Source organism: Bittarella massiliensis (ex Durand et al. 2017), assembly GCF_009876955.1.
Lineage (GTDB): Bacteria > Bacillota > Clostridia > Oscillospirales > Ruminococcaceae > Bittarella > Bittarella massiliensis.
In genome coordinates this window covers 14,019-37,337 of record NZ_WWVY01000004.1, presented here as the reverse complement: position 1 = coordinate 37,337, position 23,319 = coordinate 14,019, and the positions used below count along the sequence as shown (strand labels likewise).

At 64.9% G+C, this 23,319-nt stretch carries 28 protein-coding genes; 19 read left to right on the top strand and 9 right to left on the bottom strand.

What is annotated here, in order from left to right:
- Positions 1–144: 144 nt before the first annotated feature.
- The 3 genes from yfbR to GT748_RS06235 are packed head-to-tail and all read left to right on the top strand — an operon-like array spanning position 145 to position 2,042.
- Positions 145–729: a 5'-deoxynucleotidase gene (yfbR, locus tag GT748_RS06245; protein ID WP_021659552.1), complete on the top strand. Its 585-nt coding sequence runs from the start codon at positions 145–147 to the stop codon at positions 727–729.
- Positions 730–739: 10 nt separating this feature from the next.
- On the top strand, positions 740–1,216 hold the full coding sequence (locus tag GT748_RS06240; protein ID WP_044992639.1) for a VOC family protein: 477 nt from the start codon (positions 740–742) through the stop codon (positions 1,214–1,216).
- 31 nt (positions 1,217–1,247) lie between these two features.
- Positions 1,248–2,042, top strand: a complete 795-nt coding sequence (locus GT748_RS06235; RefSeq protein WP_021659554.1) for a class I SAM-dependent methyltransferase — start codon at positions 1,248–1,250, stop codon at positions 2,040–2,042.
- Positions 2,043–2,248: 206 nt separating this feature from the next.
- Here GT748_RS06235 and GT748_RS06230 read toward each other — a convergent pair whose 3' ends face one another.
- The gene (locus GT748_RS06230) at positions 2,249–2,473 is read right to left on the bottom strand and encodes a hypothetical protein (RefSeq protein ID WP_044992633.1); all 225 of its coding nucleotides are present in this window, start codon (positions 2,471–2,473) and stop codon (positions 2,249–2,251) included.
- Positions 2,474–2,753: 280 nt separating this feature from the next.
- Between GT748_RS06230 and GT748_RS06225 the strand changes: the two genes are divergently transcribed.
- Positions 2,754–2,942, top strand: a complete 189-nt coding sequence (locus GT748_RS06225; protein ID WP_044992635.1) for a hypothetical protein — start codon at positions 2,754–2,756, stop codon at positions 2,940–2,942.
- Positions 2,943–3,218: 276 nt separating this feature from the next.
- Here GT748_RS06225 and GT748_RS15465 read toward each other — a convergent pair whose 3' ends face one another.
- Positions 3,219–3,383, bottom strand: a complete 165-nt coding sequence (locus tag GT748_RS15465) for a helix-turn-helix domain-containing protein (protein ID WP_279286066.1) — start codon at positions 3,381–3,383, stop codon at positions 3,219–3,221.
- A gap of 393 nt (positions 3,384–3,776) precedes the next feature.
- Positions 3,777–4,757 (bottom strand): tRNA dihydrouridine synthase DusB, encoded by a 981-nt coding sequence (gene dusB / locus GT748_RS06215; protein WP_353590403.1) that lies wholly within the window; start codon positions 4,755–4,757, stop codon positions 3,777–3,779.
- Between the two features lie 191 nt (positions 4,758–4,948).
- On the opposite strand from dusB, the gene polA reads away from it, so the two are divergent.
- From polA to GT748_RS06175, 8 genes are all read left to right on the top strand, one after another.
- Positions 4,949–7,480: a DNA polymerase I gene (gene polA / locus GT748_RS06210; RefSeq protein WP_073261208.1), complete on the top strand. Its 2,532-nt coding sequence runs from the start codon at positions 4,949–4,951 to the stop codon at positions 7,478–7,480.
- Positions 7,481–7,514: 34 nt separating this feature from the next.
- On the top strand, positions 7,515–7,946 hold the full coding sequence (locus GT748_RS06205) for a low molecular weight phosphotyrosine protein phosphatase (protein ID WP_021659654.1): 432 nt from the start codon (positions 7,515–7,517) through the stop codon (positions 7,944–7,946).
- Entirely contained in the window at positions 7,936–8,433 is a 498-nt protein-coding gene (rimI, locus tag GT748_RS06200) for a ribosomal protein S18-alanine N-acetyltransferase (RefSeq protein WP_021659655.1), read from the top strand. Before GT748_RS06205 ends, rimI begins: the two co-directional genes overlap by 11 nt.
- On the top strand, positions 8,414–9,424 hold the full coding sequence (tsaD, locus tag GT748_RS06195; RefSeq protein WP_021659656.1) for a tRNA (adenosine(37)-N6)-threonylcarbamoyltransferase complex transferase subunit TsaD: 1,011 nt from the start codon (positions 8,414–8,416) through the stop codon (positions 9,422–9,424). Before rimI ends, tsaD begins: the two co-directional genes overlap by 20 nt.
- Positions 9,425–9,591: 167 nt before the next feature.
- The gene (locus GT748_RS06190) at positions 9,592–10,575 is read left to right on the top strand and encodes a nucleoside hydrolase (protein ID WP_021659657.1); all 984 of its coding nucleotides are present in this window, start codon (positions 9,592–9,594) and stop codon (positions 10,573–10,575) included.
- Between the two features lie 26 nt (positions 10,576–10,601).
- Complete coding sequence (locus tag GT748_RS06185) at positions 10,602–10,763, top strand: hypothetical protein (RefSeq protein ID WP_021659658.1); 162 nt, start codon at positions 10,602–10,604, stop codon at positions 10,761–10,763.
- Positions 10,764–10,895: 132 nt separating this feature from the next.
- Positions 10,896–11,825, top strand: a complete 930-nt coding sequence (locus tag GT748_RS06180; protein ID WP_021659659.1) for a nucleoside hydrolase — start codon at positions 10,896–10,898, stop codon at positions 11,823–11,825.
- 15 nt (positions 11,826–11,840) lie between these two features.
- Entirely contained in the window at positions 11,841–12,800 is a 960-nt protein-coding gene (locus tag GT748_RS06175; protein WP_021659660.1) for a nucleoside hydrolase, read from the top strand.
- Positions 12,801–12,896: 96 nt separating this feature from the next.
- Here GT748_RS06175 and GT748_RS15230 read toward each other — a convergent pair whose 3' ends face one another.
- Both GT748_RS15230 and GT748_RS06165 read right to left on the bottom strand, forming a co-directional pair.
- Positions 12,897–14,075, bottom strand: a complete 1,179-nt coding sequence (locus tag GT748_RS15230; protein WP_021659661.1) for an SDR family NAD(P)-dependent oxidoreductase — start codon at positions 14,073–14,075, stop codon at positions 12,897–12,899.
- Positions 14,072–14,524 (bottom strand): MarR family winged helix-turn-helix transcriptional regulator, encoded by a 453-nt coding sequence (locus GT748_RS06165; protein ID WP_021659662.1) that lies wholly within the window; start codon positions 14,522–14,524, stop codon positions 14,072–14,074. The genes GT748_RS15230 and GT748_RS06165 overlap by 4 nt, the downstream gene beginning before the upstream one ends.
- A 275-nt stretch (positions 14,525–14,799) precedes the next feature.
- Here GT748_RS06165 and pepD point away from each other — a divergent pair, with 275 nt between their 5' ends.
- Positions 14,800–16,251, top strand: a complete 1,452-nt coding sequence (pepD, locus tag GT748_RS06160; protein WP_021659664.1) for a beta-Ala-His dipeptidase — start codon at positions 14,800–14,802, stop codon at positions 16,249–16,251.
- 99 nt (positions 16,252–16,350) lie between these two features.
- On the opposite strand, the gene GT748_RS06155 is transcribed toward pepD, so the two are convergent.
- The 4 genes from GT748_RS06155 to GT748_RS06140 all read right to left on the bottom strand — a co-directional run bounded on the left by GT748_RS06155 (position 16,351) and on the right by GT748_RS06140 (position 19,036).
- Complete coding sequence (locus tag GT748_RS06155; protein ID WP_021659665.1) at positions 16,351–16,773, bottom strand: hypothetical protein; 423 nt, start codon at positions 16,771–16,773, stop codon at positions 16,351–16,353.
- Between the two features lie 142 nt (positions 16,774–16,915).
- Positions 16,916–17,686 (bottom strand): class I SAM-dependent methyltransferase, encoded by a 771-nt coding sequence (locus GT748_RS06150; protein ID WP_021659666.1) that lies wholly within the window; start codon positions 17,684–17,686, stop codon positions 16,916–16,918.
- A gap of 29 nt (positions 17,687–17,715) precedes the next feature.
- Positions 17,716–18,219, bottom strand: coding sequence for a shikimate kinase (locus GT748_RS06145; RefSeq protein WP_021659667.1), 504 nt, complete (start codon positions 18,217–18,219; stop codon positions 17,716–17,718).
- Positions 18,209–19,036, bottom strand: a complete 828-nt coding sequence (locus tag GT748_RS06140) for a shikimate dehydrogenase family protein (protein WP_021659668.1) — start codon at positions 19,034–19,036, stop codon at positions 18,209–18,211. The genes GT748_RS06145 and GT748_RS06140 overlap by 11 nt, the downstream gene beginning before the upstream one ends.
- 352 nt (positions 19,037–19,388) lie before the next feature.
- Here GT748_RS06140 and acpP point away from each other — a divergent pair, with 352 nt between their 5' ends.
- The 6 genes from acpP (at position 19,389) to rplW (ending at position 23,299) form a co-directional block, all read left to right on the top strand.
- Complete coding sequence (acpP, locus tag GT748_RS06135; protein ID WP_021659671.1) at positions 19,389–19,616, top strand: acyl carrier protein; 228 nt, start codon at positions 19,389–19,391, stop codon at positions 19,614–19,616.
- Between the two features lie 171 nt (positions 19,617–19,787).
- The gene (locus GT748_RS06130; protein WP_161213562.1) at positions 19,788–20,918 is read left to right on the top strand and encodes a hypothetical protein; all 1,131 of its coding nucleotides are present in this window, start codon (positions 19,788–19,790) and stop codon (positions 20,916–20,918) included.
- A 435-nt stretch (positions 20,919–21,353) separates the two neighbouring features.
- Entirely contained in the window at positions 21,354–21,665 is a 312-nt protein-coding gene (gene rpsJ / locus GT748_RS06125; RefSeq protein ID WP_044992681.1) for a 30S ribosomal protein S10, read from the top strand.
- Between the two features lie 69 nt (positions 21,666–21,734).
- Positions 21,735–22,364 (top strand): 50S ribosomal protein L3, encoded by a 630-nt coding sequence (gene rplC / locus GT748_RS06120; RefSeq protein WP_021659675.1) that lies wholly within the window; start codon positions 21,735–21,737, stop codon positions 22,362–22,364.
- 18 nt (positions 22,365–22,382) lie between these two features.
- Positions 22,383–23,006, top strand: coding sequence for a 50S ribosomal protein L4 (gene rplD / locus GT748_RS06115; protein ID WP_021659676.1), 624 nt, complete (start codon positions 22,383–22,385; stop codon positions 23,004–23,006).
- The gene (gene rplW / locus GT748_RS06110) at positions 23,006–23,299 is read left to right on the top strand and encodes a 50S ribosomal protein L23 (protein WP_021659677.1); all 294 of its coding nucleotides are present in this window, start codon (positions 23,006–23,008) and stop codon (positions 23,297–23,299) included. The genes rplD and rplW overlap by 1 nt, the downstream gene beginning before the upstream one ends.
- Positions 23,300–23,319: the final 20 nt, after the last annotated feature.

Below are 23,319 nucleotides of genomic sequence, written 5' to 3'. Positions count from 1 at the left end.
CCGCCGCCAAAGGGCGGCCGCCCGGGACGGGCGACAACCGCTTGCGGTCATTATAGCACATTTTTCCGTCGGATTTGGGCCTTTTGGGCCGCTTTGTGCAACCTGTGAAAAACCGGCGGCCGATTTTGGGAAGGATGGTTTGGAATGGCAGAGTACAACTTTTACGGGATGGTCTCCCGGATGAAATACATTGCTCGCTGGGGGCTGATGCGCAACAACCGCACCGAAAACCTGTCGGAACACGCCCTGGAGGTGGCGATGATTGCCCACGGGCTGGGGGCGGTGCGCAACCGCCTCTACGGCGGACAGGTGGACCTGGGGCAGTTGGCCCTCTGCGCCATCTACCACGACGCCAGCGAGATCATCACCGGCGACCTGCCGACCCCGGTCAAATATTACAGCGACGAGATCCGGGGGGCCTACAAACAGGTGGAGCGCATTGCCGACGAGCGGCTGCTGGGGATGCTGCCCGAAGAGCTGCGCCCCGACTTTGCCCGCTACTTTGAGCCCTTTGCCGACCCGGAGGTGGAGCAGTTGGTGAAGGCGGCGGACAAGCTGTCGGCCCTGGCCAAGTGCATCGAGGAGGAGAAGAGCGGCAACACCGAGTTCGGGGCGGCCAAGGCCGCCCAGGAGAGGGACCTGCGGCAGATGCGCCTGCCCGAGGTGGACTACTTTTTGGAAAAGCTGATGCCGGGCTACTACCGCAGCCTGGACGAGATGGAGGGATAGAGGGATGGAGATCAAATACCGGCTGCCGCTGTTGGCGGTGCAGGACGTGGAGCGCTCGAAGGCCTTTTACGGGGCCCTCTTCGGGCAGAAGGTGAGCCTGGATTTGGGCAAGAACGTCACCTTTGACGGCGGCTTTGCCGTGCAGGAGGACTTTGCCTGGCTGACCGGGCTGGAACCGGCATCGGTGGCCTCGCGCAGCCACAACATGGAGCTCTACTTCGAGGTGGACGATTTCGACGCCTTCCTCGCCCGGGTGGAGAGGTACGGCGGGGTCGAGCTGGCCGGTCCGCCAAAGGAGCAGGAGTGGAAACAGCGGGTGGTGCGCCTCTACGACCCGGACGGCCACCTGATCGAGGTGGGGGAGGACATGGGGGTGATTGCCCGGCGCTACCTGGCCGCGGGCCACAGCGCACAGGAGGTGGCGGCCCTCATCCAGCACCCGCTGGAATTTGTGGAGGAGGCCGCCGCGCAGAAGGCGTTCGAGTAGGGCGCCCCGCAAAGGGGAGGGGAGAGGAAAGATGGCGAGGAACGAGGGCGAGATCCGGGAGAAGTACCGGGGCGGCGAGGAGGAGGGCCGGGCCACCCAGTCCCGGTACGCCGGGCTGGAATTTTACTACACCAAGCGCCACCTGGACGGGTATGTCGGCAAGGGCGCGTCGGTGGTTGAGCTGGGCTGCGGCACCGGCTACTACGCCCTGCACTTCGCCGACCGGTGCCGGGAGTACCTGGGGGTGGACCTGGTCCCGGAACACGTCGCGGCGCTCCGGGAAAAGGCGGCCAAGAGGGGGCTTGCAAACGTGCGAGCGCAGCTGGGGGACGCCACCTGTCTGCGGGAGATTTCAGACGGCGCCTTCGACGTCGTCCTCTGCCTCGGACCCCTGTACCACCTGCCCCCGGACGAGCGGGAACTGGTGTTTTCCGAGTGCAGGCGGATCTGCAGGCGGGGTGGGGTGGCCGCCTTTGCCTACATCAGCCGGGTCGGCGTCTATGCGGGCGGCTGCGTGCACGACCAGCTCAGGGAGCGCTACCCCAACGAGCGGGCAAACGCGTTTTTGCTGGAGCAGAGCAGGGACGACCTGAACCCTGACCTGTTTTTCTACACCATGCCCGAGGAGATCGAGGCGGTCGCCCGGAGATACGGCTTCGAGAAGGTGAAAAACCTCGGCACCGATTTCTTTGTGACCATGAGCGCCGTCGAGGCCATGGACGATGAAAAGTTCGAGCGGATGAGACCGCTGCTGGACAGCATGGCGAACAGCGAGTCCTGCACCGGGATGAGCAACCACGCCCTGCTGGTCTGCAAGAGGGGATAGCCCCGGCCAAAAAGACGGGCGGCGCGCACTTTCGCCCCGGGCTCGCTGCCCGGTGAAGAAGGGGGCGGCCCGAGGGATTGGCGGACACCGCCCGCCGCGGGGGACGCCCCCACATCTGTGGAAATTGGCGGGGGAAGCCGCCGTTGAGTTCATTTTATCTGTCAAATGAAAGGGAACTGCACCGATTCGGCGCAGTTCCCTTTTGTTTACCAAAGTTGTTCTTTTAAAAATTCTTGCAGGGCAAAATAGCGGGCGTAAAAATATATTTTTTTGGCGAGGAGTTCTTGCATCCATTCGCAGCTGCGCGCGATGGCCATCATGTCTTCGCCTTCATTTTCAATTCCCAAGCGCTCTTCCAGCTTGCTTCTGGCGTATCCGATTTCTCGCTCCAGCATGCCGCAAGAGCGAAAATAGGCGAATCTATCTTGCACGACTTTGCCTTCTGGACATTCGTTGGGGCTTATCTACCCTGTCAACAGCAGGTCGATTGTTTCGACCGTTCCATGCAAATCCACCTTTATTTTGGCTTGTCTCACTTTTGCAACCGCTTGTATCCCTGCTTTCTGTTAAAATGAAACAAAAGTGGGTAACGCGAGACAGGAAAGCTGGAATTGCGCGGAGAAAGCGAAAATATTTTTGGCCCTAAGTTGAAGTTTTTAGGGGAAGGGTGCAGGTTGTCTCACAACGCAATTTGCAAGAAAGGTGGTTGCGGTGTTTGAAGTGAGAAAAGAGGAGTACGTCAGTAAGACCTTCCGACTGAAAAAAGAACTGGTGGACGAGCTGGCAAAGTGTGCCTCAAAAAAAGACATTTCGGTCAACGAACTGGTCTCCCAGCGCTGCCGCTACTCCCTCGACAATATGGAGGTCAAGCACTCTGCGGACTGCCGCGGTTTTTCGTAGGGGTGCCGGCTGACAGGGGAGGGCGTGACAGACTGCCAGACACCGCCCGCCGCGAATCATGATGCGGCGGCGGTCTTCGTCCAGCGTCTGTGGGAATTGGCGGAAGGGGTATCCAGGCAGGTTCAAGCAGATGCGTTTAATAGTAAACAGGAAAAGGGTTTGGGGGCATAACAGACAGTTTGCCTCCAAACCCTTCTCCGATAGAACATCTTTTTGAGTGCAGCGCAGAAAACAGGCGTTTAAAAAAGCAAGCGTACTTTGCCCAGAGAAGATGAGCTACTTTTCGTATACAAATAGATCCCCGGGCTCGCAGTCCAGGATATTGCACAAGAGTTCCAGATTGCTGAACTTGATGGATCGGGTTTCGCCGTTTACCATCCTACTAAAGTTTTGATAGCTCATCCCCATCTGTTTGTAGAGCCAATATTTTGTTTTCCCCATCTGATTCAATTTTTCAAGCACGCACAATTTTAGCATAACTCTCCCCCCAAATGGTTGCCCTGTATGTTTGAATAAAAGCAAGTATAAAATATGATAAATAATAGACCATTGCATTGAATAATGCAATGGTCTATGGCCGTTGTAGAATAACCGGCGGGGCAAGGGTGCGGGACGCCGCCGATTTTTCGCCAATCAGCTGCCAAAGAGCTGGCTGCCATAACGGTTCGCCCCACTGGGGCAATATGCGGAAAACGGCTGCAAACCAAGGCAGAGGTGGGGACCTCGCTCAACTCGTTGATTTTGCAGTGCTGCGAGTGGGCGCTGAAAGAGGCGCGGCCGGAGAGAGAAGAAGGCCCCCTTTAAAAAGAGGGCCTTCTTCTGCGGGTGCAGACTTTATCCATTTTCCAGGCAGCCCAAGTCCAGGGCCTCCTTGGTCATCTCCTCCAGGGCTTGATAGGTGGTGAGGGTGCCGGCCTTGGCCCGCAGTTTGGAGGCGCCCCGCCCCCCCTTAAAATACCAGGCGGCGTGTTTGCGCATCTCGGCCATGGCCCGCTTTTCGCCCTTGTGGGCAATGGCCAGTTCGGCCTGGCGCAGCAGGCAGGCCATCTTCTGGCGGGGGGTGGGGCGGGTGCACACCTCGCCGGTCTGCAGGTACTCGTTTATCTGGGCAAAGAGCCAGGGGCGGCCCAGGGCGCCCCGCCCCACCATGATGCCGTCGCAGCCGGTCTCGGCAAACATCTGCGCCGCAGCCTCGGGGGAGTCGATCTCACCGTTGCCGATGACCGGCACCGAGAGGGCCTCCTTCACCTGGCGGATGACGGCGCGGTCCACCGGGGGGGCGTACATCTGCTCCCGGGTCTTGCCGTGCACGGCGACGGCGGCGGCCCCCGCCTCTTGGCAGAGAAGGGCCACCTCCACGGCGTTGACCGAGTGCTCATCCCACCCCTTTCGGATCTTGACGGTCACCGGCACCTCCACCGCGGCCACCACCGCCCGCACGATGGCCGCCGCCAAAGGCGGGTTTTTCATCAGGCTGCTGCCGCTGCCGTTTCCGGCGATCTTGGGGGCGGGGCAGCCCATGTTGATGTCGATAAAATCGGGTTTCCAGGCCATCACCAGTTCGGCGGCCCGGGCCATGATCTCCGGGTCATCGCCGAAGAGCTGAATGGCAAAGGGGGCCTCGATGGGGGCGCGGCGCAACAGGTCTTTCGTCTTGCGGTCGCTCATGGTGAGGGCTTTGGCGCTGACCATCTCACTGGTGAGGAGGCCGCAGCCAAACTCCTTGCAGAGCTGGCGAAAGGCGCTGTCGGCCACCCCGGCCATGGGGGCCAGACTCACTGGGCAGGCGATTTCCCTGCCGCCGACTGTCAACACGGCGATCCCTCCTCTTTTCAGGTACTCGAAATTTGGCCCGGGGCCGGCCGGCCCCGGGGCACACGCTGTATTTTACCAAAAAAGCCGGCGGGATACAACCAATCGGGCGGTTTTTGTGGTATACTAATACCATCTGTTTTTGCGCGCATATCGCCCCGGGCCGAACGGCCGCCGGGGGAGGGGAGACTGGGATGAAATTCGTTTGTATCGACGGCAACAGCATCGTCAACCGGGCCTTTTACGGCATCAAGCTGCTGACCACCAAGGACGGCAGCTACACCAACGCCATCTACGGCTTTCTCAACATCCTTCTGGGCATCCGGCAGGAGGTGGAGCCGGACGGCATCGCCATTGCCTTTGACCTGCGGGCCCCCACCTTCCGCCACCTGCAGTACGACCAGTACAAGGCCGGCCGCAAGGGGATGCCCGACGAGCTGGCCCAGCAACTGCCCCTGCTCAAGGAGATTTTGCAGAAGATGGGCTACCCCCTGCTGGCGGTGGAGGGGTTTGAGGCCGACGACATCCTGGGCACCTTCGCCCGCCTCTGCCGGGAGGGTGGGGAGGACTGCGTCCTCTGCACCGGGGACCGGGACAGCTACCAGCTCATCGGCGAGAGGGTGTCGGTGCGCCTCTCCACCACCCAGAAGTCCGAGGTGCTGACCCCCGAGTCGATCCGGGAGCGCTACGGGGTCGAGCCCATCCAGATGATCGAGGTCAAGGCCCTGATGGGGGACAGCTCCGACAACATCCCCGGGGTGGCGGGGATCGGGGAGAAGACCGCCCTGAGCCTGATCGCCCAGTTCGGCACCCTGGACGGGGTGTACGAGCACCTGGACGACCCGGCCATCAAACCGGGGGTGCGGGCCAAACTGGAAAAGGGGCGGGAGACGGCCTACCTCTCCCGCCAGCTGGCGGAGATCCGCACCGACGTCCCCATCGACGGGGACCTGAGCCACTACAAGACCGCCCCGGCGGACGAGGGCTGGCTCTACCAGACCCTCTCCCGGCTGGAGATGCAGTCGCTCATCGGCCGCCTGGGGCTGCACCCCGACGGCGCGGCCCCCGCCCCCGAGGGCGGGGAAGAGGCCGCCCCCCTGCCCTCTGCCCGGGTGGCCGACGCCCTGCCCGCCGGCGAGGGGCCGGTGGGGGTGCTGGCGCTGGAGGACGGCCGCTGGGCGGCGGTGCGGGGGACGGACGTGGCCCTCTACCCCGGCCTCGCCGAAATCGCCCCCCTGCTGGCAGATGAAACGGTCGCCAAGTGGGTGTTTGACAGCAAGGCCCTCTACCACCTGCTGCCCGAGGCGGCGGGGATCGCCTTTGACGGGATGTTGGCGGCCTACCTGCTCAACCCCACCGCCAGCGCCTACCAGCTGGAGGCGCTCATCGGCGAGTACGGGGCCGCCCCGGCCTTTTCATTGGAGGAAGAGCTGCCCCAGAAGGGGGAGCTCGCCGCCCTGATGCCCCTGCTCGCCACCCTGCAAGAGAAGCTGGCGGCAGCGGGGGAGACCGAGCTGTTGGCGCGCATCGAACTGCCCCTGGCCCAGGTCCTCTGCGACATGGAGGAGACCGGCGTCGCGGTGGACTGCGAGGGCATCCGCCAGTACGGGGAGATGCTCGACCTGGACATCGCCCAGGTGCAGCAGCGCATCTTCGACCGGGTGGGGCGGTCGTTCAACATCAACAGCCCCCAGCAGTTGGGCGTCGCCCTGTTTGAGGATCTGGGGCTGCCCCACGGCAAGAAGACCAAGACCGGCTGGTCCACCAACGCCGACGTCCTGAACGGCCTGCTGGGCAAGGACCCGGTGATCCAGGACATCCTGGACTACCGCAGCTACACCAAGCTCAAATCCACCTATGTGGAGGGGCTGTTGAAGGTGGTGCGGGAGGACGGGCGGATCCACTCCCGCTTCAACCAGACCGAGACCCGCACCGGGCGCATCTCCTCCACCGAGCCCAACATGCAAAACATCCCGGTGCGCACCCCCCTGGGCAGCGAGCTGCGCAAGTTCTTTGTGGCCCGGCCGGGCTACACCCTGGTGGACGCCGACTACTCCCAGATCGAGCTGCGGGTGCTGGCCCACATGGCAGATGACGAGCGGATGATCGAGGCCTTTCGCAGCGGGCAGGACATCCACACCATCACCGCCTCCCAGGTGTTTGGGATGCCGCTGGACTTCGTGACCCCCCAGATGCGCCGCCGGGCCAAGGCGGTCAACTTCGGCATCGTCTACGGCATCGGCGCCTACTCCCTGGCGCAGGACATCGAGGTATCGGTGGCCGAGGCGGACGCCTACATCAAGGGCTACCTGGAGACCTACCAGGGGGTGCGCGCCTTTATGGAGAGAACGGTGGAGGACGCCCGGGACTGCGGGTACGTCACCACCCTCTACGGCCGCCGCCGGTACATCCGGGAGCTGGCCAGCAAGAACAAGGTGTTGCAGGCGCTGGGCAAGCGGATGGCCATGAACTCCCCCATCCAGGGGACGGCGGCGGACATCATCAAGATCGCCATGTGCCGGGTCTGGGAGCGGCTGCGCGACGAGGGGCTGGACGCCAAACTGATTTTGCAGGTGCACGACGAGCTGATCGTGGAGGCGCGGGAGGAAGACGCCCAGCGGGTGGCCAACCTGGTGACCGAGGAGATGCAGGGCGCGGCCGCGCTGGCGGTGCCCCTGGTGGTGGACGCCCACACCGGCGTCAACTGGTACCTGGCCAAGGGATGACAGAGACAACGAGAGTGACGGAGGGAAGTGCGAAATGAAAATCCTGTTCGCCTGTACCGGCAACACCTGCCGCAGCCCCATGGCGGAGCTGGTGTTTCGCGCCCGGTGCAGGGATGAGAGCATCACCTGCGCAAGCTGCGGGTTCTCCGCCTTTCCGGGGGACACCATCACCCCCGAAGCGGCCGCCGCCCTGGCGGAGATCGGGATCGACAGCGGGGACTTTCGCTCGAGCACCCTGACCATGCGGGCGGTGGAGGACGCCGACGAGATCTACGTGATGACCGAGCAGCACCGGGAGATCTTGGAGGCGGTGCTCGACAGCGGCAGCATGAAGAAGGTGCACCTGCTGGGGGGCGGCGTCTCCGACCCCTACGGCCAGGGGATCGAGGCCTACCGGGCCTGTCTGTCGCAGATCTCGGCGGCGGTCAACGGCATCTTGCAGGAGCTGGGCGCCGATGGCCGCTAGCTGGACGGTGCTCCCCGCCGAGGGAGCGCTGCTGGAAGAGGTGGCGGCCATCGAGGCGGCGACCTTCGGCCCCAGCGCCTGGGGCCGGGGCGACGTGCTGGCCGCGCCGGGGGCGCCGGGGGCCCTCTGCCTCTGCGTCCTGGACCGGGGGCAGCGGGTGGCGGGCTACCTCTTTGCCACCCTGGTGGCCGACGACCTGCACATCAACACCCTGGCGGTACGGCCCGACTGCCGCCGCCGCGGGGTGGCCGAGGCCCTGGCGCTCGCCCTGCTGGAGAGGGGCCGGGCGGCGGGGGCCGCCCTCTGTTCGCTGGAGGTGCGGGCCTCCAACCGGGGGGCGGTGGCCCTCTACCGCAAGCTGGGGTTTGCGGCGGCGGGGCGGCGGCCCCGGTTTTACCGGGCGCCGGACGAGGACGCCCTGATTTTGAACCTGCGACTAGAGAGTGACGGAAGGAGCGCGGCAGAGGATGCTGGTACTGGGAATTGAGTCGTCCTGCGACGAGACCGCCTGCGCGGTGGTGAGGGACGGGAGAGAGGTGCTCTCCAATGTGGTGGCCTCGCAGATCGAGGAGCACCGCCTCTACGGCGGGGTGGTGCCGGAAATCGCCTCCCGCCGGCACGCCGAGGCCATCTCGCAGATTTACCGCCAGGCCCTGGAAGAGGCGGGGGTCCCCCTGGAGGAGATCGGCGCGGTGGCGGTGACCTACGCCCCAGGGCTGATCGGCTGCCTGCTGGTGGGGCTCAACTTCGCCAAGGGGCTGGCCTACTCGGCGGGGAAACCCCTGGTGCCGGTGCACCACCTGCGGGGGCACATCGCCGCCAACTACATCGCCCACCCCGACTTGCAGCCGCCCTTTCTCTGCCTGGTGGTGTCGGGGGGGCACAGCCACATCATCGAGGTGCTCTCCTACACCGCGTTTCGGGTGGTGGGGCGCACCCTGGACGACGCCGCGGGCGAGGCCTTTGACAAGGCCGCCCGCACCCTGGGCTTCCCCTACCCAGGGGGGATCGCCCTGGACAAGGCCGCCCAGCGGGGGGACAAGGGGGCCTTCTCCTTCCCCACCCCCAAGGTGGCGGGGAAGTACGACTTCAGCTTTTCCGGCCTCAAGACAGCGGTCATCAACACCGCCCACAACGCCGCCCAGCGGGGCGCCGAACTGCCGGTGGACGACATCTGCGCCAGCTTTCAGGAAAAGGTGGCCGACATCCTCTGCCACAACCTGCTGGCGGCGGCCCGGGACCTGGGCTACAAGACCCTGGCGGTGGCCGGGGGGGTCAGCGCCAACTCGGGGCTGCGGGGGAAGTTGAGCGAGCGCTGTCGGGAGGAGGGGTTGGCCCTCTACCTGCCGCCCCTCTCCCTCTGCGGGGACAACGGGGCGATGATCGCCTCCCAGGGGTACTACGAGTACTGCGCCGGCAACCTGGCCGGACTGGGCTGGAACGCGGTGGCCAGCCTGCCCATCGACCTGGTGGGGTAAAAAAGAGGGAAAAAACGGCCTGTCTCTTGCGGGGACAGGTCGTTTTTTGCCCGAAAGGGGGAATTTTTCCGCCGGGTGCAGACAGCCGGCGGCGGATGTGGTAGAGTGAGGGCAGTGAGGGACCCCACTGGGGCAGGCAAGCCCTGCCGGAGAAAGGAAGGCTTTTCATGCGCTATCACAGTTTGCTGGAAGAGTTTATGGACATCCACTACGACCACCCGGCCCCGGCCCACGACATCCCGCCGGAATTCATCGTGAGTCGGCTCAAAAAGCCCGCCGGGCGGGTGAGCGCGGTGCTGGACACCGACCCCTTCAACGAGGTGGACGACCAGTTCGCCCTGGCCTACATCCTCCGCTCCCCCGAGCGGATCGACCTGCAGGCCATCTACGCGGCCCCCTTTCACAACGAGAAGGTGGCCAGCGCCGCCGAGGGGATGGAGCGCAGCTACCAGGAGACCCACCGCATCCTGGCGCTGATGGGGCGGGAGGGGGACTGCGGGCAGATGGTCTACCGCGGCTCCGACCGCTTTTTGGCCGACGAGGAGACCCCGGTGGACTCGTCGGCCGCCCGCGACCTGGTGGCCCGGGCCATGGCCCGCCCCGACGGCGACCCCCTCTACGTCATCGCCATCGGCGCCATCACTAACGTGGCCTCGGCCCTGCTGATAGAGCCGGCCATTGCCCGCAAGGTGGTGGTGCTCTGGCTGGGGGGCCACGCGCTGGAGTGGTTCAACACCAAGGAGTTCAACATGCTGCAGGATGTGGCCGCCGCCCGCGTCCTCCTGGGGTGCGGGGTGCCGGTGGTGCTCTTCCCCTGCAACGGGGTGGTCTCGGCCCTGACCACCACCGGCCCCGAAATCGAGCACTGGCTGCGGGGGAAAAACCAGCTCTGCGATTACCTCTGCGACATCACCAGGGAGGAGGCGGAGCGAAACCGCCAGGGCCCCTTCTGGAGCCGCACCATCTGGGACGTGGCCCCGGTGGCCTGGCTGCTGGAGATGGACTGCACCGAGGCCCGGCTGGAACCCGCCCCCATCCCCTCCTACGACGGGTATTACAGCATCTGCCCCTGCAACCACCCCATCCTCTACGTCTACAGCGTCCGCCGCGACCGCATCATCGGCGACCTGTACACCAAGCTGGCCCGGTAGGGCTCCAAACGCCGGGCGCGGGGCAGATGGCGGCCGACGGTCGGGTCAAGGGGCTGAAAAACGCCCTGCTTGCCAGCCAGTGGTGCCAGACCACCGGCGGACTGCCCATCGCCCTCATCTGCGGCAGCCAGGCGATCCGTCGCATCTGCCGGGCCGAGAGGGTGCCCTTTGCCGGCGGGGAGAAGTGAGGGCAAACTAGCCAAAAAAAGAGGGCGATTCCCGTGGGAACGCTGAAAAAAAGGGGCCGTATTGTCTGTGCGGCCCCTTTGCTGATACAATAAAACGGTACGAAAAAAGGTTAGGCAAAGGGAGGATGAAAGATGAACCGAATTCCGCTTTTGATGGACTGCGACCCCGGGCACGACGACGCGGCCGCCCTCTTCATGGCGCTGGGCAGCGGGGTGTTTGACCTGCAGGGGATCACCACCGTCCCCGGCAACGGGCTGCTGCCCAATGTCACCGAAAACGCCCTGCGGCTGGTGGCCTTTCTGGGGGAGGAGATCCCGGTGGTCCCCGGCTGTGTCAAACCCCTGGCGGGGGAGTGCCGGCCGGCCCTCTCCTACCACGGCGCCACGGCGCTGGACGGGGTGATCCTGCCCCTGTCGCAGCGGGGGTCCCTGGGGGAAAACGCCGTCGACTTCATGGCGGCCAAGATCAGGGAGGCCGCGGGGGAGATGGTGATCGCCGCCCTGGGCCCCCTGACCAACATCGCCGCCTTGCTCCTCTCCTATCCCGAGCTGAAGGGGAAGATCAAGCGGCTGTGCCTGATGGGGGGCTCCACCTCGGGCGGGAACATCACCCCGGCGGCGGAGTTCAACATCTGGCACGACCCGGAGGCGGCGGCCATTGTCTTTAGCAGCGGGCTGCCCATCACCATGTGCGGGCTGGATGTGACCGAGAAGATGGCCCTGCGCCCCGAGGAGATCGAGGAGGTCCGCCGCAGCGGGCGGGTGGGGGCCCTCTGCGCCCAGCTCTTTGACTACTGCCAGGACACCTTTGGCGGCAATGGCCGCGACCTGGTGGTGCACGACGCGGTGGTCAGCGCCTGGCTGATCAAGGAGGGGCTCTTCGACACCCGCCGGTTTTACGTGGAGGTGGACACCGGCAAGTCCCTGAGCCGGGGCTGCACCGCCACCTACATCCGCCCCTTCGGGGTGGGCTGCAAAGAGGCCAACATCGACGTGGTGGTGGGCGGCGACCGGGACGGATTTGCCCGGCTGTTCATCGACTGCATTGCCAAATTGGGTTAGAGGAGGGGACAAGAGATGGAAAAGCGCCCATTTATCATTGACTGCGACCCGGGGATCGACGACGCCGTCGCCCTGTTTCTGGCCGCCAGCCGGGAGGAGTTCGACATTCGCGCCGTCACCTCGGTGGCGGGGAATGTGAACATCGACCTGACCACCCAGAACGCCCTCGACCTCTGCCGGGAGGCGGGGCTGTCCACCATCGTCGCCCGGGGGGCGGCGGCGCCGATGCTCTACCCCGCGTCGGACGCCTCCTTTGCCCACGGGGTGCGGGGGCTGGGGACGGTGACCCTCCCCGCCTCCCCCCAGCAGGAGGACCCCCGCCACGCCTGGGACGTGATCTACGACGAGGCGGTCAAGGCCGGCGGACGGCTGGAGATCATCGCCCTGGGGCCCCTGACCAACCTGGGCATCCTGCTGACCAAGTACCCCGACGCCGCCCGGCTGATCGCCAACCTGACCATCATGGGCGGCTCGCGCATCTACGGCAATCAAAACGCCTATGGCGAGTACAACCTCTGGGCCGACCCCACGGCGGCGGACATCGTCTTTCGCAGCGGGGTGCCGGTGGACATGGTGGAGCTGGAGACCATCTTCCGCGCCAAGCTCACCAGCGGCGACTGGGGCGACCTGCTGGCTTGCGACCACCGCGTCGCTCGGCTCACCGGGGAGATCATGCGCTATAAGACCGAGCGGGGCGAGGGGATGCAGGACCTGATCACCGCCAAGTCCGACGACCCGTCCCCCTTCCTCTGCGACTGCATGACGGTGGCCTGCGTGGCCGACCCCTCCATCGTCGCCTGGAAGCGGTGTCACGTGGACATCGAGACCGAGGACGGCCCCAGCCGGGGCCGCACCCTGGTGGATTTCTCCCCCCGGCCCAGCGGCTTTCGCAGCTGCCGGGTCTCGATGGAGGTCTCCCGCGAGGGCTTCAAGCGGGTGATGGAGGAGATGTTCCGCTTTTACGAGGGCAAATAAGAGGGCAAAATCAGAGCGCGCCGGCTGTCATAGCCGGCGCGCTCTTGTCTGTGCCGAGGTGTTTTTGGGGGGGACAGGGTCTGTCCGCCACCCCTCCTAGGGCAGCAGGGCGAGGAGGGCGGCCACCTCCTCCACCCAGCCCTGCACGATGCGGCTGTTTTCCGCCCGGCGGGCGGGATCGCGCTCGTAGCCCTGCAAAAGGGTGTACTGCCGCTCCCAGTAGCCCTGCAACCGCTGGAGAAACGCCCGCTGGGCGCCCAGGGCGGCCGGTCCCGCCCGCAGCAGCTCCCGCAGGGTTTCGGCCGCCCCGTCAGCGGGCAGCCCCACCGACTTTTTAAAGTCCCGCAGCACCCACTGGCGCTCGAAGACATTCATCTCCTTCCAGCCTCGATACTGGGCAAAGAAGGTGTCGGCCACCCGCTGTAAGGCCTGGGCGGCCGCCTGCCCGTCCACCGGGGCCTCGGCGGACGGCTCCGGCGCCCCCTCGGGGGAGAGGCCGCAGTCCCCCAGCACCTGGATGGAGGCGATCTCCTGCCCCCGGTAGCGCTGGGCGAAGAGGGCCGAGAGGGCAAAGCCCCAGCCCGCCGCCTCGGCGCTGAGGAGGTGGCTCTCGTTTTGGCGGTAGAAGGCGGGCAGGCTCATCCCCATCCGCCCGGCCACGATTTCGATGGCCGCCTCGGCGGTGGCGGTGCGCACCAGCCCGGGGCCGATGGTGTAGGCGTGGATGCCGGTCTCCTCCAGCTCCATTGCGAGGGTGGAACCCAGCTCCGCCTGGGCGGTCTTAAAGACCTCGTAGGCCCCCATGTGGGGGGCCGCCCCGGAGGAGGAGACAAAGGCGATCACCCCGCTGTCCCGCCCCCGCATGGCGGGGAGGAAGGCCCGGGTCAATTGCACCGGGGCGAGGAGGTTGACGGCGTAACTTCGGTTCCAGGCGTCGAGGGGCAGTTCCTCCACCGCCCCCATCTGCGCCAGGGTGGCGTTGTGAAAGAGGACGTCGGGGCAGCCGAAGCGGGCCGCCACCTCCTCGCATAGGACCTCCACATCCCCCTCGTCGGCCAGGTCGACGGGCAGAAAGACGCCGCTGCCCGGCCGCCGGTCGCACAGCCGCCGCTGGGCGGCAAGGCCCCGCTCCCGGTCGCACTCGGCGAGGAGGACGGTGGCCCCCATCTCGACAAAGGCCAGGCCGGCCTCGACGCCGATCCCCCCGCCACCCCCGGTGAGGAGGACGACCTTCCCCGCCATCCGGCCGGCAAACCGCTCGCCGCCCCGCATCATCTCGCCCCCTCCTGGCGGGGGAGCATGTAGGAGGCGACCTTTTGCAACAGAGCCGCCAACTGCCGCTGCTCCTCCGGGGTGAGGCCGCCGAGGATCCGCTCCCCCATCCCCCGCTGGTAGTCCAGGTAGCTGCGCAGAAAGGCCTGCCCCCGCTCCCCCAGTTCCAGTTGGAAGGAGCGCCGGTCCCGAGGGCTGATGACCCGGCGGAGATAGCCCTGCCCCTCGAGCCGGTTGAGGGCGCTGGTGAGGGTGCTCTTGGGGATGTGGAGGGCCGCCAGGTAGTCCCGCAGCAGCAGGTGGGGGGCCGCGCCGGCCATCAGCAGCAGGCGCATTTCGAGGGGGGAGCGGCCCATCAGTTCGGGGTAGCGGGCCACCTCTTCGGGGGTGGAGCTGTACATGAGCACCTCGTGCCAGAGCTGCGCCACCTGGAGGGGATCGGGGTTTGCCATATTTATAACCTTCTTTCGTATTATACGATAATCGTATAAATAGAGTGTAAGGCAGACCGCCCCGCCTGTCAAGGGGAAATTGCCTGCCAAGGAAAAAGGGGCAAAGTAGACAGATGCGGCGGCGGGGCGGGGTGAAATTTCTCCCGGCGATTTGCCGCTTTCCACTGGAAAAATGGCGGGGGAAAGAGTATACTGTTGGCAAATGCCATCGGACAGGCCGGGCGGTCTTCCCCCGGCGCGGTGGCGCAATTTCAGAGAGAAAGAGGCGAATCCCCATGGAGTATGTGACCAAAGGATACGAGCCGGCCGACGCGCTGCGCTATTTTGAAGAGCTTTCCGCCATTCCCCGGGGCAGCCGCAACGAAAAAGCTGCCGCCGAGTTTGTGATGCAATTTGCCAAGGACCTGGGCCTCTGGTGCCGGATGGACGACGCCTACAACGTGGTGGTGAAGAAGCCCGCCTCCCCCGGCTGCGAGGGGCTGCCCACTGTCATGCTGCAGGGCCACCTGGACATGGTCTGCGAGAAAAACCAGGCCACCGAACACGACTTTGAAAAAGACCCCCTGAAGCTACAGGTGAAAGACGGCATCCTCCGCGCCTCGGGCACCACCTTGGGGGCCGACAACGGGGTGGCGGTGGCCTACATGATGGCCGCCCTCGCCCGGGACGACTACCGTCACCCGGCGCTGGAGTGCGTCTTCACCTCGATGGAGGAGATCGGCCTGCTGGGGGCCATTGCCCTGGACTGCTCCGACTTGGAGGCCAAGTACCTGCTGAACATGGACTGCGGCCCCGAGGGGACGATGATCGTCTCCTCCGCCGGCGGGCTGCTCATCGACTTTGAGAAGTCGGCCGAGCTGGTGCCCTTTGCCGGAGAGGCCGTCTCCCTGGCGGTGCGGGGGCTGCTGGGCGGCCACTCGGCCATGATGATCGACCAGGAGATGGGCAACTCCATCAAGCTGATGGGGCGGGTGCTGCACAACATCAAAAAGGCGATGCCGGTGAACCTGGTGAGCCTCTCGGGCGGCTCGAAGATGAACGCCATCCCCCGGGAGTCCGACGCCCTGATCGCCGTGCCCACCGGCAGGGCCGACGAGGCCATTGCCATTGCCCAGCGGGTGGCGGGGGAGATCTCCTCCGAGCTGGCGGCCAGCGACCCCGGCTTTGCGCTGCAGGCAGCCGCCGCCGAGCCCGCCGCCCAGATGATGGACAGCGCCTCCAGCGACGAGCTGATCCGCTTTGTCTACCTGCTCCCCAACGCCGTCTACACCATGAGCATGGAGATCCCCGGCCTGGTGGTCACCTCCGGCAACCTGGGGGTGGCGGTGTGCGAGGGGAACACCGTGAAGATGACCGAGTTCATCCGCTCCAGCGACCCCACCGTCCGCGACCACATGGCCGATGAGATGGCGACCCTGGCTGAGATGTGCCGGGTGAAGGCCGACATCAACGAGCCCATGGCCGGCTGGAAGTACGAGGCCAACTCCCCCCTGCGGGAACTCTGCATGAAGATCTACAAGGAGCAGACCGGCAAGGAGATGGAGATGAAGGCCGTTCACGGCGGCCTGGAATGCGGCATTTTGAAGGACAAACTGCCCGCGCTGGACATCATCGCCTTCGGCCCCACCGCCGACGGGGCCCACACCCCCGACGAGTGCCTGGACCTGGCCTCCTTCCAGCGGACCTTTGCGATGGTGATGGCCGTGCTGGAAGCCCTGGCCGAGTAGCCCCTTCCACTGATTGAACAAAAAAAGAGAGCAGCCCGACCGGCGGCAGATCGGTCGGGCTGCTCTTTTGCATTGGGGGGGCGCCTGCCGTTCGCCCCTTTACAGGAGCTCGTTTCCCTCGGCGTCGAAAAACTGGTATCGCGACGGCAGCGTCTCGCTGTACAGGATGTAGGGGTACCCCTCTTGCCCGATGGAAAAGAGGCGGGTCCCCTCCCCGCCGGAGAGGCGGACCGTGGTGCAGCGCGGGTCGTTGATCAAAAGGGCGAGCCCCCGCTTCCACTGCAGGGCGACGATGTCCCTGCCGCTGCGGGGGAGGGGGCGATAGCTCCGCACAAAGACATACTCCCCCTCCCCGACCACGGTGCACTCCATGGGCAGGTAGCTGTGCGCCTGGTGCTCGTTGCCCGAGATGAACCAGAGGAGGGCGTCATCCCCCTGCGCGCACTGCCCGGCGTACCGGATCTCGGTGTTCTCCGCGTCGGCAATGGGGATTTCCGCCCGCGCCTTTTCCAACCAGCGCATCGGTCCCTTTGAGGGTCTTTTGGCAACCGGCAAGGGAGAGGGAGGAGGCGAGGGCCAAGGCGAGGACCAGGAGACGGACGGGTGAGAAAAAGGCGGCGGACAGGTGCTTGCTCATCGGCGGCACTCCCTTCTCTGCGGCCCCCTAGAGGGCTTTGCAGAAGGTCAGACAGTAGAGGCTGCCCCGGCGGACATCGGCCAGGGCCACATCGGTGACGTTGGGGGGAAGGAGGTCCACCGGGGGGACGATCTCCTCCCGCCCCCGGAAGGGGGTGCCGAAGAAGGGCAGGCGCTGGTAGCGGCGGGCGACCCGCTCGGTCTCGTCGGCGATGAGGAGGGGGGCGCCGGGCCGGGCGACCCGCACCATCTCCCGGATGGCGGCCTCCCGGTCGGAGAAGAGGTTGATGCCCCCCACGTGAAAGACCGCGTCGAAGCTCTCGTCCCGAAAGGGGAGGGCCTCGGCGTTCGCCTGGCAGAGGTGGAGGGGGAGCCGGCGCCTCTGCTTTTGTAAAAAGCACTGTTCGATCTGCCCCGCCGACAGGTCGATGCCGTAGTAGTCGGCCTCGGGCGGAAGGCAGCGGATGTTGGCCCCGGTGCCCACCGAAACCTCCAGCACCCGGTCGCCGGGGTGGATGTGCAGGTATTGCAGGTAGTCGTTTCGGGCCTTCCGCTCGCCGCCGTAGAGGCTGTAATAGAGCTTCTGCCCCCCCTCGTAAAAGGGGGCGAACCGATCGTAAAAGCGGGTGCTGGCGGCGTCGGGGCCGACGGCATCCTCCGCCCCGCAGAAGTGGAGGATGCCCCGGCTGTCGGCGGGGTAGAGCTGGCCGGTGCGGGGGTTTTCAAAGCCGCGGCGGGCGCGGTTGAAGGAGAGGGGCTCCCCCGTCTCGGGGTCCTGCCAGATGGAAAAGTCGATCATGTCTTGAAGCGCTTCCTTTCTCGGCTGTCCTAGCGGTGGCGGCGGCGCTGCTTGAGGATCTCCTGCACCACCATAAAGGGGGAGTGGGCCGCGTTTACCTGCAGGTCGCAGCAGGCCTGGTAGATGGGGTAGCGGCTCTCAAAGAGGGCCCGCACTTCGGCCTCGCTCTTGTCCTGCACCAGGGGGCGGGAGGAGGCGCGGATGCGCTGGTAGCAGGTCTCAAAATCGCAGTCCAGAAAGACGGTGGTGAAGTGGCGGCTGAGTACCTCCCGGTTGCGGGGGAAGAGGGCCAGCCCCCCGCCGCAGGAGAGGACCCCTCGCCGCCCGGCGGCCCGTTTTAGATAGGCGTGTTCCAGCTCCCGAAAACCGGCCTCCCCCTGCTGGGCGAAGATCTCGGGGATGGTCCGGCGCTCCCCCTGGGCGATGGCGGCGTCCAAGTCCCAGAAGGGGCACTGCAGCCGCTTGGCCAGCTCCCGCCCCACGGTGGTCTTGCCGCAGCCCATAAAGCCCACCAGGGCGTAGTTATCCCGCATGGCTCGTCCCCTCCAGCGACCGGACCAGCCCGCCGGTCAGATCGCCGTCCACCGGCCGGCCCAGCCAGATCTCCTGGGCGGCGGCGGCCTGGAGCACCAGCATCCCCATCCCCCCCAGGGCGGGGATGCCCAGGGCGCGGGCGGCCTGCAGCAGCCGGGTCTCGGCGGGGTTGTAGATGGCGTCAAAGACAAAGCCGCAGCGGGCGATGACCGACTCGTCCACCGGGCAGCCCTCCACCTGGGGCCACATCCCCACCGGGGTGGCGTTGAGCAGGGCGTCGTATGCCCCCTCGATCTGTCCCAGGGGGACAAACCGCACCGCCGCCCCCGCCAGCTCCTGGCGCAGGGAGGCGGCATTTTCGCTGCCGGGGTCGCGCACCGCCACCGTCAGGGAGCGGCAGCGCCGCAGGGCCTCTTTGGCCATCATCCGCGCCGCGCCGCCGGCCCCCAGCAGCAGCACGTCGCCGGAGAGGGCCTCGACCCGCTCTCCCAGGGAGCGGAGGAAGCCGGTCACGTCGGTGTTGTGCCCGGTGCGGGCGGCGCAGTCGACGGTGTTGACCGCGCCGTAGTCGGCCGCCTCGGGGGAGAGGGCCTCCAGGTAGGGGAGGACCGCCCGCTTGTAGGGGATGGTGACGTTGAGACCGTCGTACTCGGCCAGCAGCCGGGGAAAGGTGTCGGCAAACCCCTCCCGGGGGATCTCGATGAGGTCGTAGCGGGCCTCCGCGCCCAGTGCAGCGAAGAGGCGGCTGTGGATCTGGCCGGAGAGGGAGTGGCCCAGCTTCTCCCCGATCAGGCCGAAGGTCTTGCCCTGTTTCATAAGTTCCTCCAAATGTCAGTCGTGTGCGGCGGGATGGGGCGGGAAGCGGGGGCACAGCGCCCTGACCGGCATCTCGACACAATGGCCGCGTTGCGGCCATTATACCACAAATTGAGCGGCGAGGAGGGCAGGGGAAGATGAATTTTTTTTGAATTCTGGGCCAAAGGGGGCGGCCTGGAGAGCAGTTGGATGGCAGGGTGGGGAAAAGCAACGATTTTTCATCCTTTTTCCAAATACCCATTGACAGCCGCTGCCAAAACGTGTATACAAGTATGTAGGCAATCGCCACCCGCTTTGGCGGCGATGTTTTGCAATCTTGCAGACTGGTATTTTCTTATAGGAGGAAAATGATATGGTATTCGAGAAAGTCAAAGAGATCCTGTGCGATCAGCTGGACGTGGAGGAAGAGAAGGTCACCATGGAGGCCAACATCATGGAGGATCTGGAGGCCGACTCCCTGGACGTGGTCGACCTGGTGATGAGCCTGGAAGAGGAATTTGACATCGAGATCCCCGACGAAGAGGTGGAGAACATCAAGGAAGTCGGCGACATCGTGAAATACATCGAGTCCCACATCTAAGGACTCGCCGGAAACAGGGGGGCGCCTGCCGCGGGGATGCGGCGGGCGCCCCCCTGTTTTTTCAGGCAGAGGGCCGCCCCCGATTTGACGGCAGGGCCGCGGCACACTATAATGGGGACAGCGAAAAAGGGCAGCCGGGCCGCGGGGCCCGGCAGAGAGGGGGCGAGGGAGATGGCAATGGCGCAAACCGGCAAAAAGGGGCTGCTCTGGCGGCGGGCCCTCTCCCTTCTCATGGCCCTCTCCCTTGCTCTCTGCCTCCCCGCCCCGGCCCGGGCGGCGGACAAGGTGCAGGTCACCCCCTACACCTCCCCCGTCAACGGCGGGCGGGACTACCTGGTGGTGTTGGGGAGCGACAACACCCTCTCGGTCTCCTCCGGCTGCCCGGAGGAGCTGGCCACCGCCCTCAAACGGCAGAAAAATGTCACCCAGTTCGACCAGTTCCGCGACCGGGTGGGCCTCCTCTACGCCGACGGCTCGGTGGCCCTCTTCACCCCCAGCGGGGAGACCGCCTTCACCCCCCGGGGAAAGGTGGAGCAGATCGCCGTGGGGGGCACCTTTGTGGCGGCCCTCCTCAAGGACGGTACGGTGGAGCTGCTGCAGGTGAGCGAGGGGCTCTACGAGGACCAGCTCCTGCGGGCGGAACAGTGGCAGGAGGTGGAGACCCTCTCGGCCGGGCGGGGCCACCTGCTGGCGGTCACCGGCGGAGGCAAGGTGCTGGCGGCCGGGGCCAACGAGTTCGGCCAGCGCAGCATCAGCGGGGAGACAGGGGTGGTGGCCGTCTCGGCGGCCTACAACCACTCCATCGCCCTGCGCAGGGACGGCACCCTGGTCAGCGCCGGGGACAACACCTTCGGCCAGTGCGAGGTGGGCTCCCTGCGCCAGATCATCTATGTGGCCACCGGGATGAAAAACACGGTGGCGGTGGACAGCGCCGGAAACGTCCACCTGCTGGGGGAGGAGTCCGCCGGGATGGAGGCCGCCGCCAGCTGGGAGAAAACGACCTTCTTATATATAGGAAGCAACTTTCTCTGCGGGATCGGGGCCGAGGGCGAGGTGCGGGGCGCCGGCGAGCAGGGACGGGCCATCGCCGCGGAGCTGAGCGAGACCCGGGCCAGCTACCGCTATGTGGGCGAGTTCATCCGCCGGGCCAAGCGGGACCGGCAGCGGGTGCTGGCCGGCGGGGTGCAGCCGGGAGGCTTTTGGCGCACGGTGATGAAGGCCTGGCACATCCTGGCCCTCTTTGGCCTGTTTTGGGCGGTGGTCTTCATCGACATCCGCTGGAAGCGCCGCCACGGCGGCTGAGGGGCGGCAAAGAGGACGCGCCGGACGAAGGTTGGAGAAAATTCTCCAACCGGGGCAAAAGGGAGGGTGAAAAATCTCTTTTTTGCCCAAAAAACTTTGAAAAAAGCCTTGCAATGGGCCCGGCGCTGGTGTATTATAATAAAGCGTGACTGCACAAGATATGCGTTGAAGCGGGAGGTTGCCACACATCTGTGTGGGTTTTTCCGTGGAGTATGTCCGATTTTAAACCGGGCGACAGTAAATACTGAACACAGCGAGAAGGGGACAGCTATGCCCGTTCCCTGTCGCTGAAAGGGCGTTTCATGCCCATTCCCGGATATGCTTGCACACGTCAAGTGTATTCGTTTTTTTATGGCCCAACATGAAACACCCGGGTCAGTGTTTAGTTTTTGAAACCGCCCCAAAAACATGTATTCTAATAGGAGGCGATTTAAAGTGGCAGTCAAGGAGAAAATTCGCATCAGACTCAAGGGGTACGATCACAATTTGGTCGACAAATCGGCGGAGAAGATCATCGAGACCGCAAAGCGCACCGGCGCTCGGGTCTCCGGTCCCATCCCCCTGCCCACCAAAAAAGAGGTCGTGACCATCCTGCGGGCCGTCCACAAGTACAAGGACAGCCGCGAGCAGTTTGAGCGGAGGACCCACAAGCGGCTCATCGACATCCTGCGGCCTTCCAACAAGACCGTCGACAGTCTGATGAACCTGCAGCTCCCTGCTGGTGTGGACATCGAGATCAAGCTGTAAGCGCGATTTCCTGCCCAGCAAGCAGGTCATGTCGGCGCAAGCCGACCAATAACCGAAGGAGGGAAAAACATGAACAAAGCGATTCTCGGAAAAAAAGTTGGCATGACACAGCTTTTCGACGAAGCGGGAAAGGTCATCCCGGTGACTGTTGTCGAGGCGGGCCCCTGTGTGGTCGTGCAGAAGAAGACCGCCGAAAACGACGGCTACTGCGCCCTGCAGATCGGGTTTGGCGACGCCTCTGTCAAGAGCACGAACAAGCCGATGAAGGGCCATTTTGACAAAACTGACGTGGCTCCCAAAAAGCACCTGAGAGAGTTTGCCCTGGAGGGCAGCGATCTGGAGGTCGGCGCCATCATCAAGGCCGACGTCTTCCAGGTGGGCGACCACGTAGACGTAAAGGGGACAAGCAAGGGCAAAGGGTACGCCGGCACCATCAAGCGCTACGGCCACCACCGCCTGAAGGAGTCCCACGGCTCCGGCCCTGTGGTCCGCCACGCCGGTTCCAACGGTTCCACCTCCACCCCCTCGCGGGTGTTCAAGGGCAAAAAGCTGCCCGGGCACATGGGCGCCGAGACGGTCACTGTGCAGAACTTGGAGATTGTCAAGATCGATACAGAGAATAACCTCATTGCGCTCAAAGGTGCGATCCCCGGCCCCCGCGGCGGCCTGGTCGCCATCACCGACAGCGTCAAAGCCTAGTGGAAGGAGGAGAAGCACATGCCTAAAGTCAAAGTTTTGAATATGGCCGGCAAAGAGGTCTCCGAGATCACTCTGAGCGACGCCGTATTTGGTATTACCCCCAACGAAGCGGTCATGCACGCGGCTGTGGTCAACTATCTGGCCAACCAGCGCCAGGGCACCCACTCCACCCTGACTCGCACCGAGGTCAGAGGCGGTGGCCGCAAGCCCTGGAGACAGAAGGGCACCGGCCGGGCCCGCCAGGGCTCTACCCGGGCCCCCCAGTGGACCCACGGCGGCATCGTCTTCGGGCCCAAACCCCGCGACTACAGCTACTCCCTGAACAAGAAGGTCAAGAGACTGGCCCTCAAGTCCGCCCTGTCGGCCAAGGCCGCCAGCGAGAGCGTCGTGGTCGTTGACAAGATCGAGCTGGAGGGCTTTAAGACCAAGGCCGTCAGCGAGATGCTGGGCGCCCTGGGCGCCGGCAAGAAGGCCGTGATCGTCATGCCCGAGAAGTGCGACAAGCTCGTCAAGAGCGCCGCCAACATCCCCGGCGTGAAGACCGCCCTCATCAACACCCTGAATACCTACGACATCCTGAACTGCGATACCTTCATCATCGCGCAGGACGCCGTCTCCAAACTCGAGGAGGTGTACGCATAATGCGCCTGGCACAGGACATCGTCATCAAACCCGTCATCACCGAGGCCAGCATGGCCAATATGCAGCTGAAGAAATACACCTTCAAAGTTGCCAAAGACGCCGAGAAGGTGGAGATCGCCAGAGCGGTGGAAGAGCTCTTCGGCGTGAAGGTTGCGAAGGTCAACACCATCAGCGTGCGCGGCCGCGAAAAGAGAATGGGCCGCAACTCCGGTTACACCCCTTCCTGGAAAAAGGCCATCGTCACCCTGGCTGAGGATTCCAAGGGGATCGAGTTCTTCGACAACATGATGTAACCGCCCGCCCGGCCCGCCGA

What these genes read in the sequence shown, in the direction of transcription:
- yfbR (WP_021659552.1), top strand. Translation starts at nt 145, where the DNA reads ATGGCAGAGTACAACTTTTACGGGATGGTCTCCCGGATGAAATACATT.
- tsaD (WP_021659656.1), top strand. Translation starts at nt 8,414, where the DNA reads ATGCTGGTACTGGGAATTGAGTCGTCCTGCGACGAGACCGCCTGCGCG.
- GT748_RS15465 (WP_279286066.1), bottom strand. Translation starts at nt 3,383, where the DNA reads ATGGGGAAAACAAAATATTGGCTCTACAAACAGATGGGGATGAGCTAT.
- GT748_RS06130 (WP_161213562.1), top strand. Translation starts at nt 19,788, where the DNA reads ATGGCAATGGCGCAAACCGGCAAAAAGGGGCTGCTCTGGCGGCGGGCC.
- polA (WP_073261208.1), top strand. Translation starts at nt 4,949, where the DNA reads ATGAAATTCGTTTGTATCGACGGCAACAGCATCGTCAACCGGGCCTTT.
- GT748_RS06175 (WP_021659660.1), top strand. Translation starts at nt 11,841, where the DNA reads ATGGAAAAGCGCCCATTTATCATTGACTGCGACCCGGGGATCGACGAC.
- acpP (WP_021659671.1), top strand. Translation starts at nt 19,389, where the DNA reads ATGGTATTCGAGAAAGTCAAAGAGATCCTGTGCGATCAGCTGGACGTG.
- GT748_RS06165 (WP_021659662.1), bottom strand. Translation starts at nt 14,524, where the DNA reads ATGGCAAACCCCGATCCCCTCCAGGTGGCGCAGCTCTGGCACGAGGTG.
- rplW (WP_021659677.1), top strand. Translation starts at nt 23,006, where the DNA reads ATGCGCCTGGCACAGGACATCGTCATCAAACCCGTCATCACCGAGGCC.
- pepD (WP_021659664.1), top strand. Translation starts at nt 14,800, where the DNA reads ATGGAGTATGTGACCAAAGGATACGAGCCGGCCGACGCGCTGCGCTAT.
- GT748_RS06150 (WP_021659666.1), bottom strand. Translation starts at nt 17,686, where the DNA reads ATGATCGACTTTTCCATCTGGCAGGACCCCGAGACGGGGGAGCCCCTC.
- GT748_RS15230 (WP_021659661.1), bottom strand. Translation starts at nt 14,075, where the DNA reads ATGATGCGGGGCGGCGAGCGGTTTGCCGGCCGGATGGCGGGGAAGGTC.
- GT748_RS06180 (WP_021659659.1), top strand. Translation starts at nt 10,896, where the DNA reads ATGAACCGAATTCCGCTTTTGATGGACTGCGACCCCGGGCACGACGAC.
- GT748_RS06185 (WP_021659658.1), top strand. Translation starts at nt 10,602, where the DNA reads ATGGCGGCCGACGGTCGGGTCAAGGGGCTGAAAAACGCCCTGCTTGCC.
- rimI (WP_021659655.1), top strand. Translation starts at nt 7,936, where the DNA reads ATGGCCGCTAGCTGGACGGTGCTCCCCGCCGAGGGAGCGCTGCTGGAA.
- GT748_RS06190 (WP_021659657.1), top strand. Translation starts at nt 9,592, where the DNA reads ATGCGCTATCACAGTTTGCTGGAAGAGTTTATGGACATCCACTACGAC.
- rplD (WP_021659676.1), top strand. Translation starts at nt 22,383, where the DNA reads ATGCCTAAAGTCAAAGTTTTGAATATGGCCGGCAAAGAGGTCTCCGAG.
- GT748_RS06205 (WP_021659654.1), top strand. Translation starts at nt 7,515, where the DNA reads ATGAAAATCCTGTTCGCCTGTACCGGCAACACCTGCCGCAGCCCCATG.
- GT748_RS06145 (WP_021659667.1), bottom strand. Translation starts at nt 18,219, where the DNA reads ATGCGGGATAACTACGCCCTGGTGGGCTTTATGGGCTGCGGCAAGACC.
- rplC (WP_021659675.1), top strand. Translation starts at nt 21,735, where the DNA reads ATGAACAAAGCGATTCTCGGAAAAAAAGTTGGCATGACACAGCTTTTC.
- GT748_RS06155 (WP_021659665.1), bottom strand. Translation starts at nt 16,773, where the DNA reads ATGCGCTGGTTGGAAAAGGCGCGGGCGGAAATCCCCATTGCCGACGCG.
- GT748_RS06140 (WP_021659668.1), bottom strand. Translation starts at nt 19,036, where the DNA reads ATGAAACAGGGCAAGACCTTCGGCCTGATCGGGGAGAAGCTGGGCCAC.
- GT748_RS06235 (WP_021659554.1), top strand. Translation starts at nt 1,248, where the DNA reads ATGGCGAGGAACGAGGGCGAGATCCGGGAGAAGTACCGGGGCGGCGAG.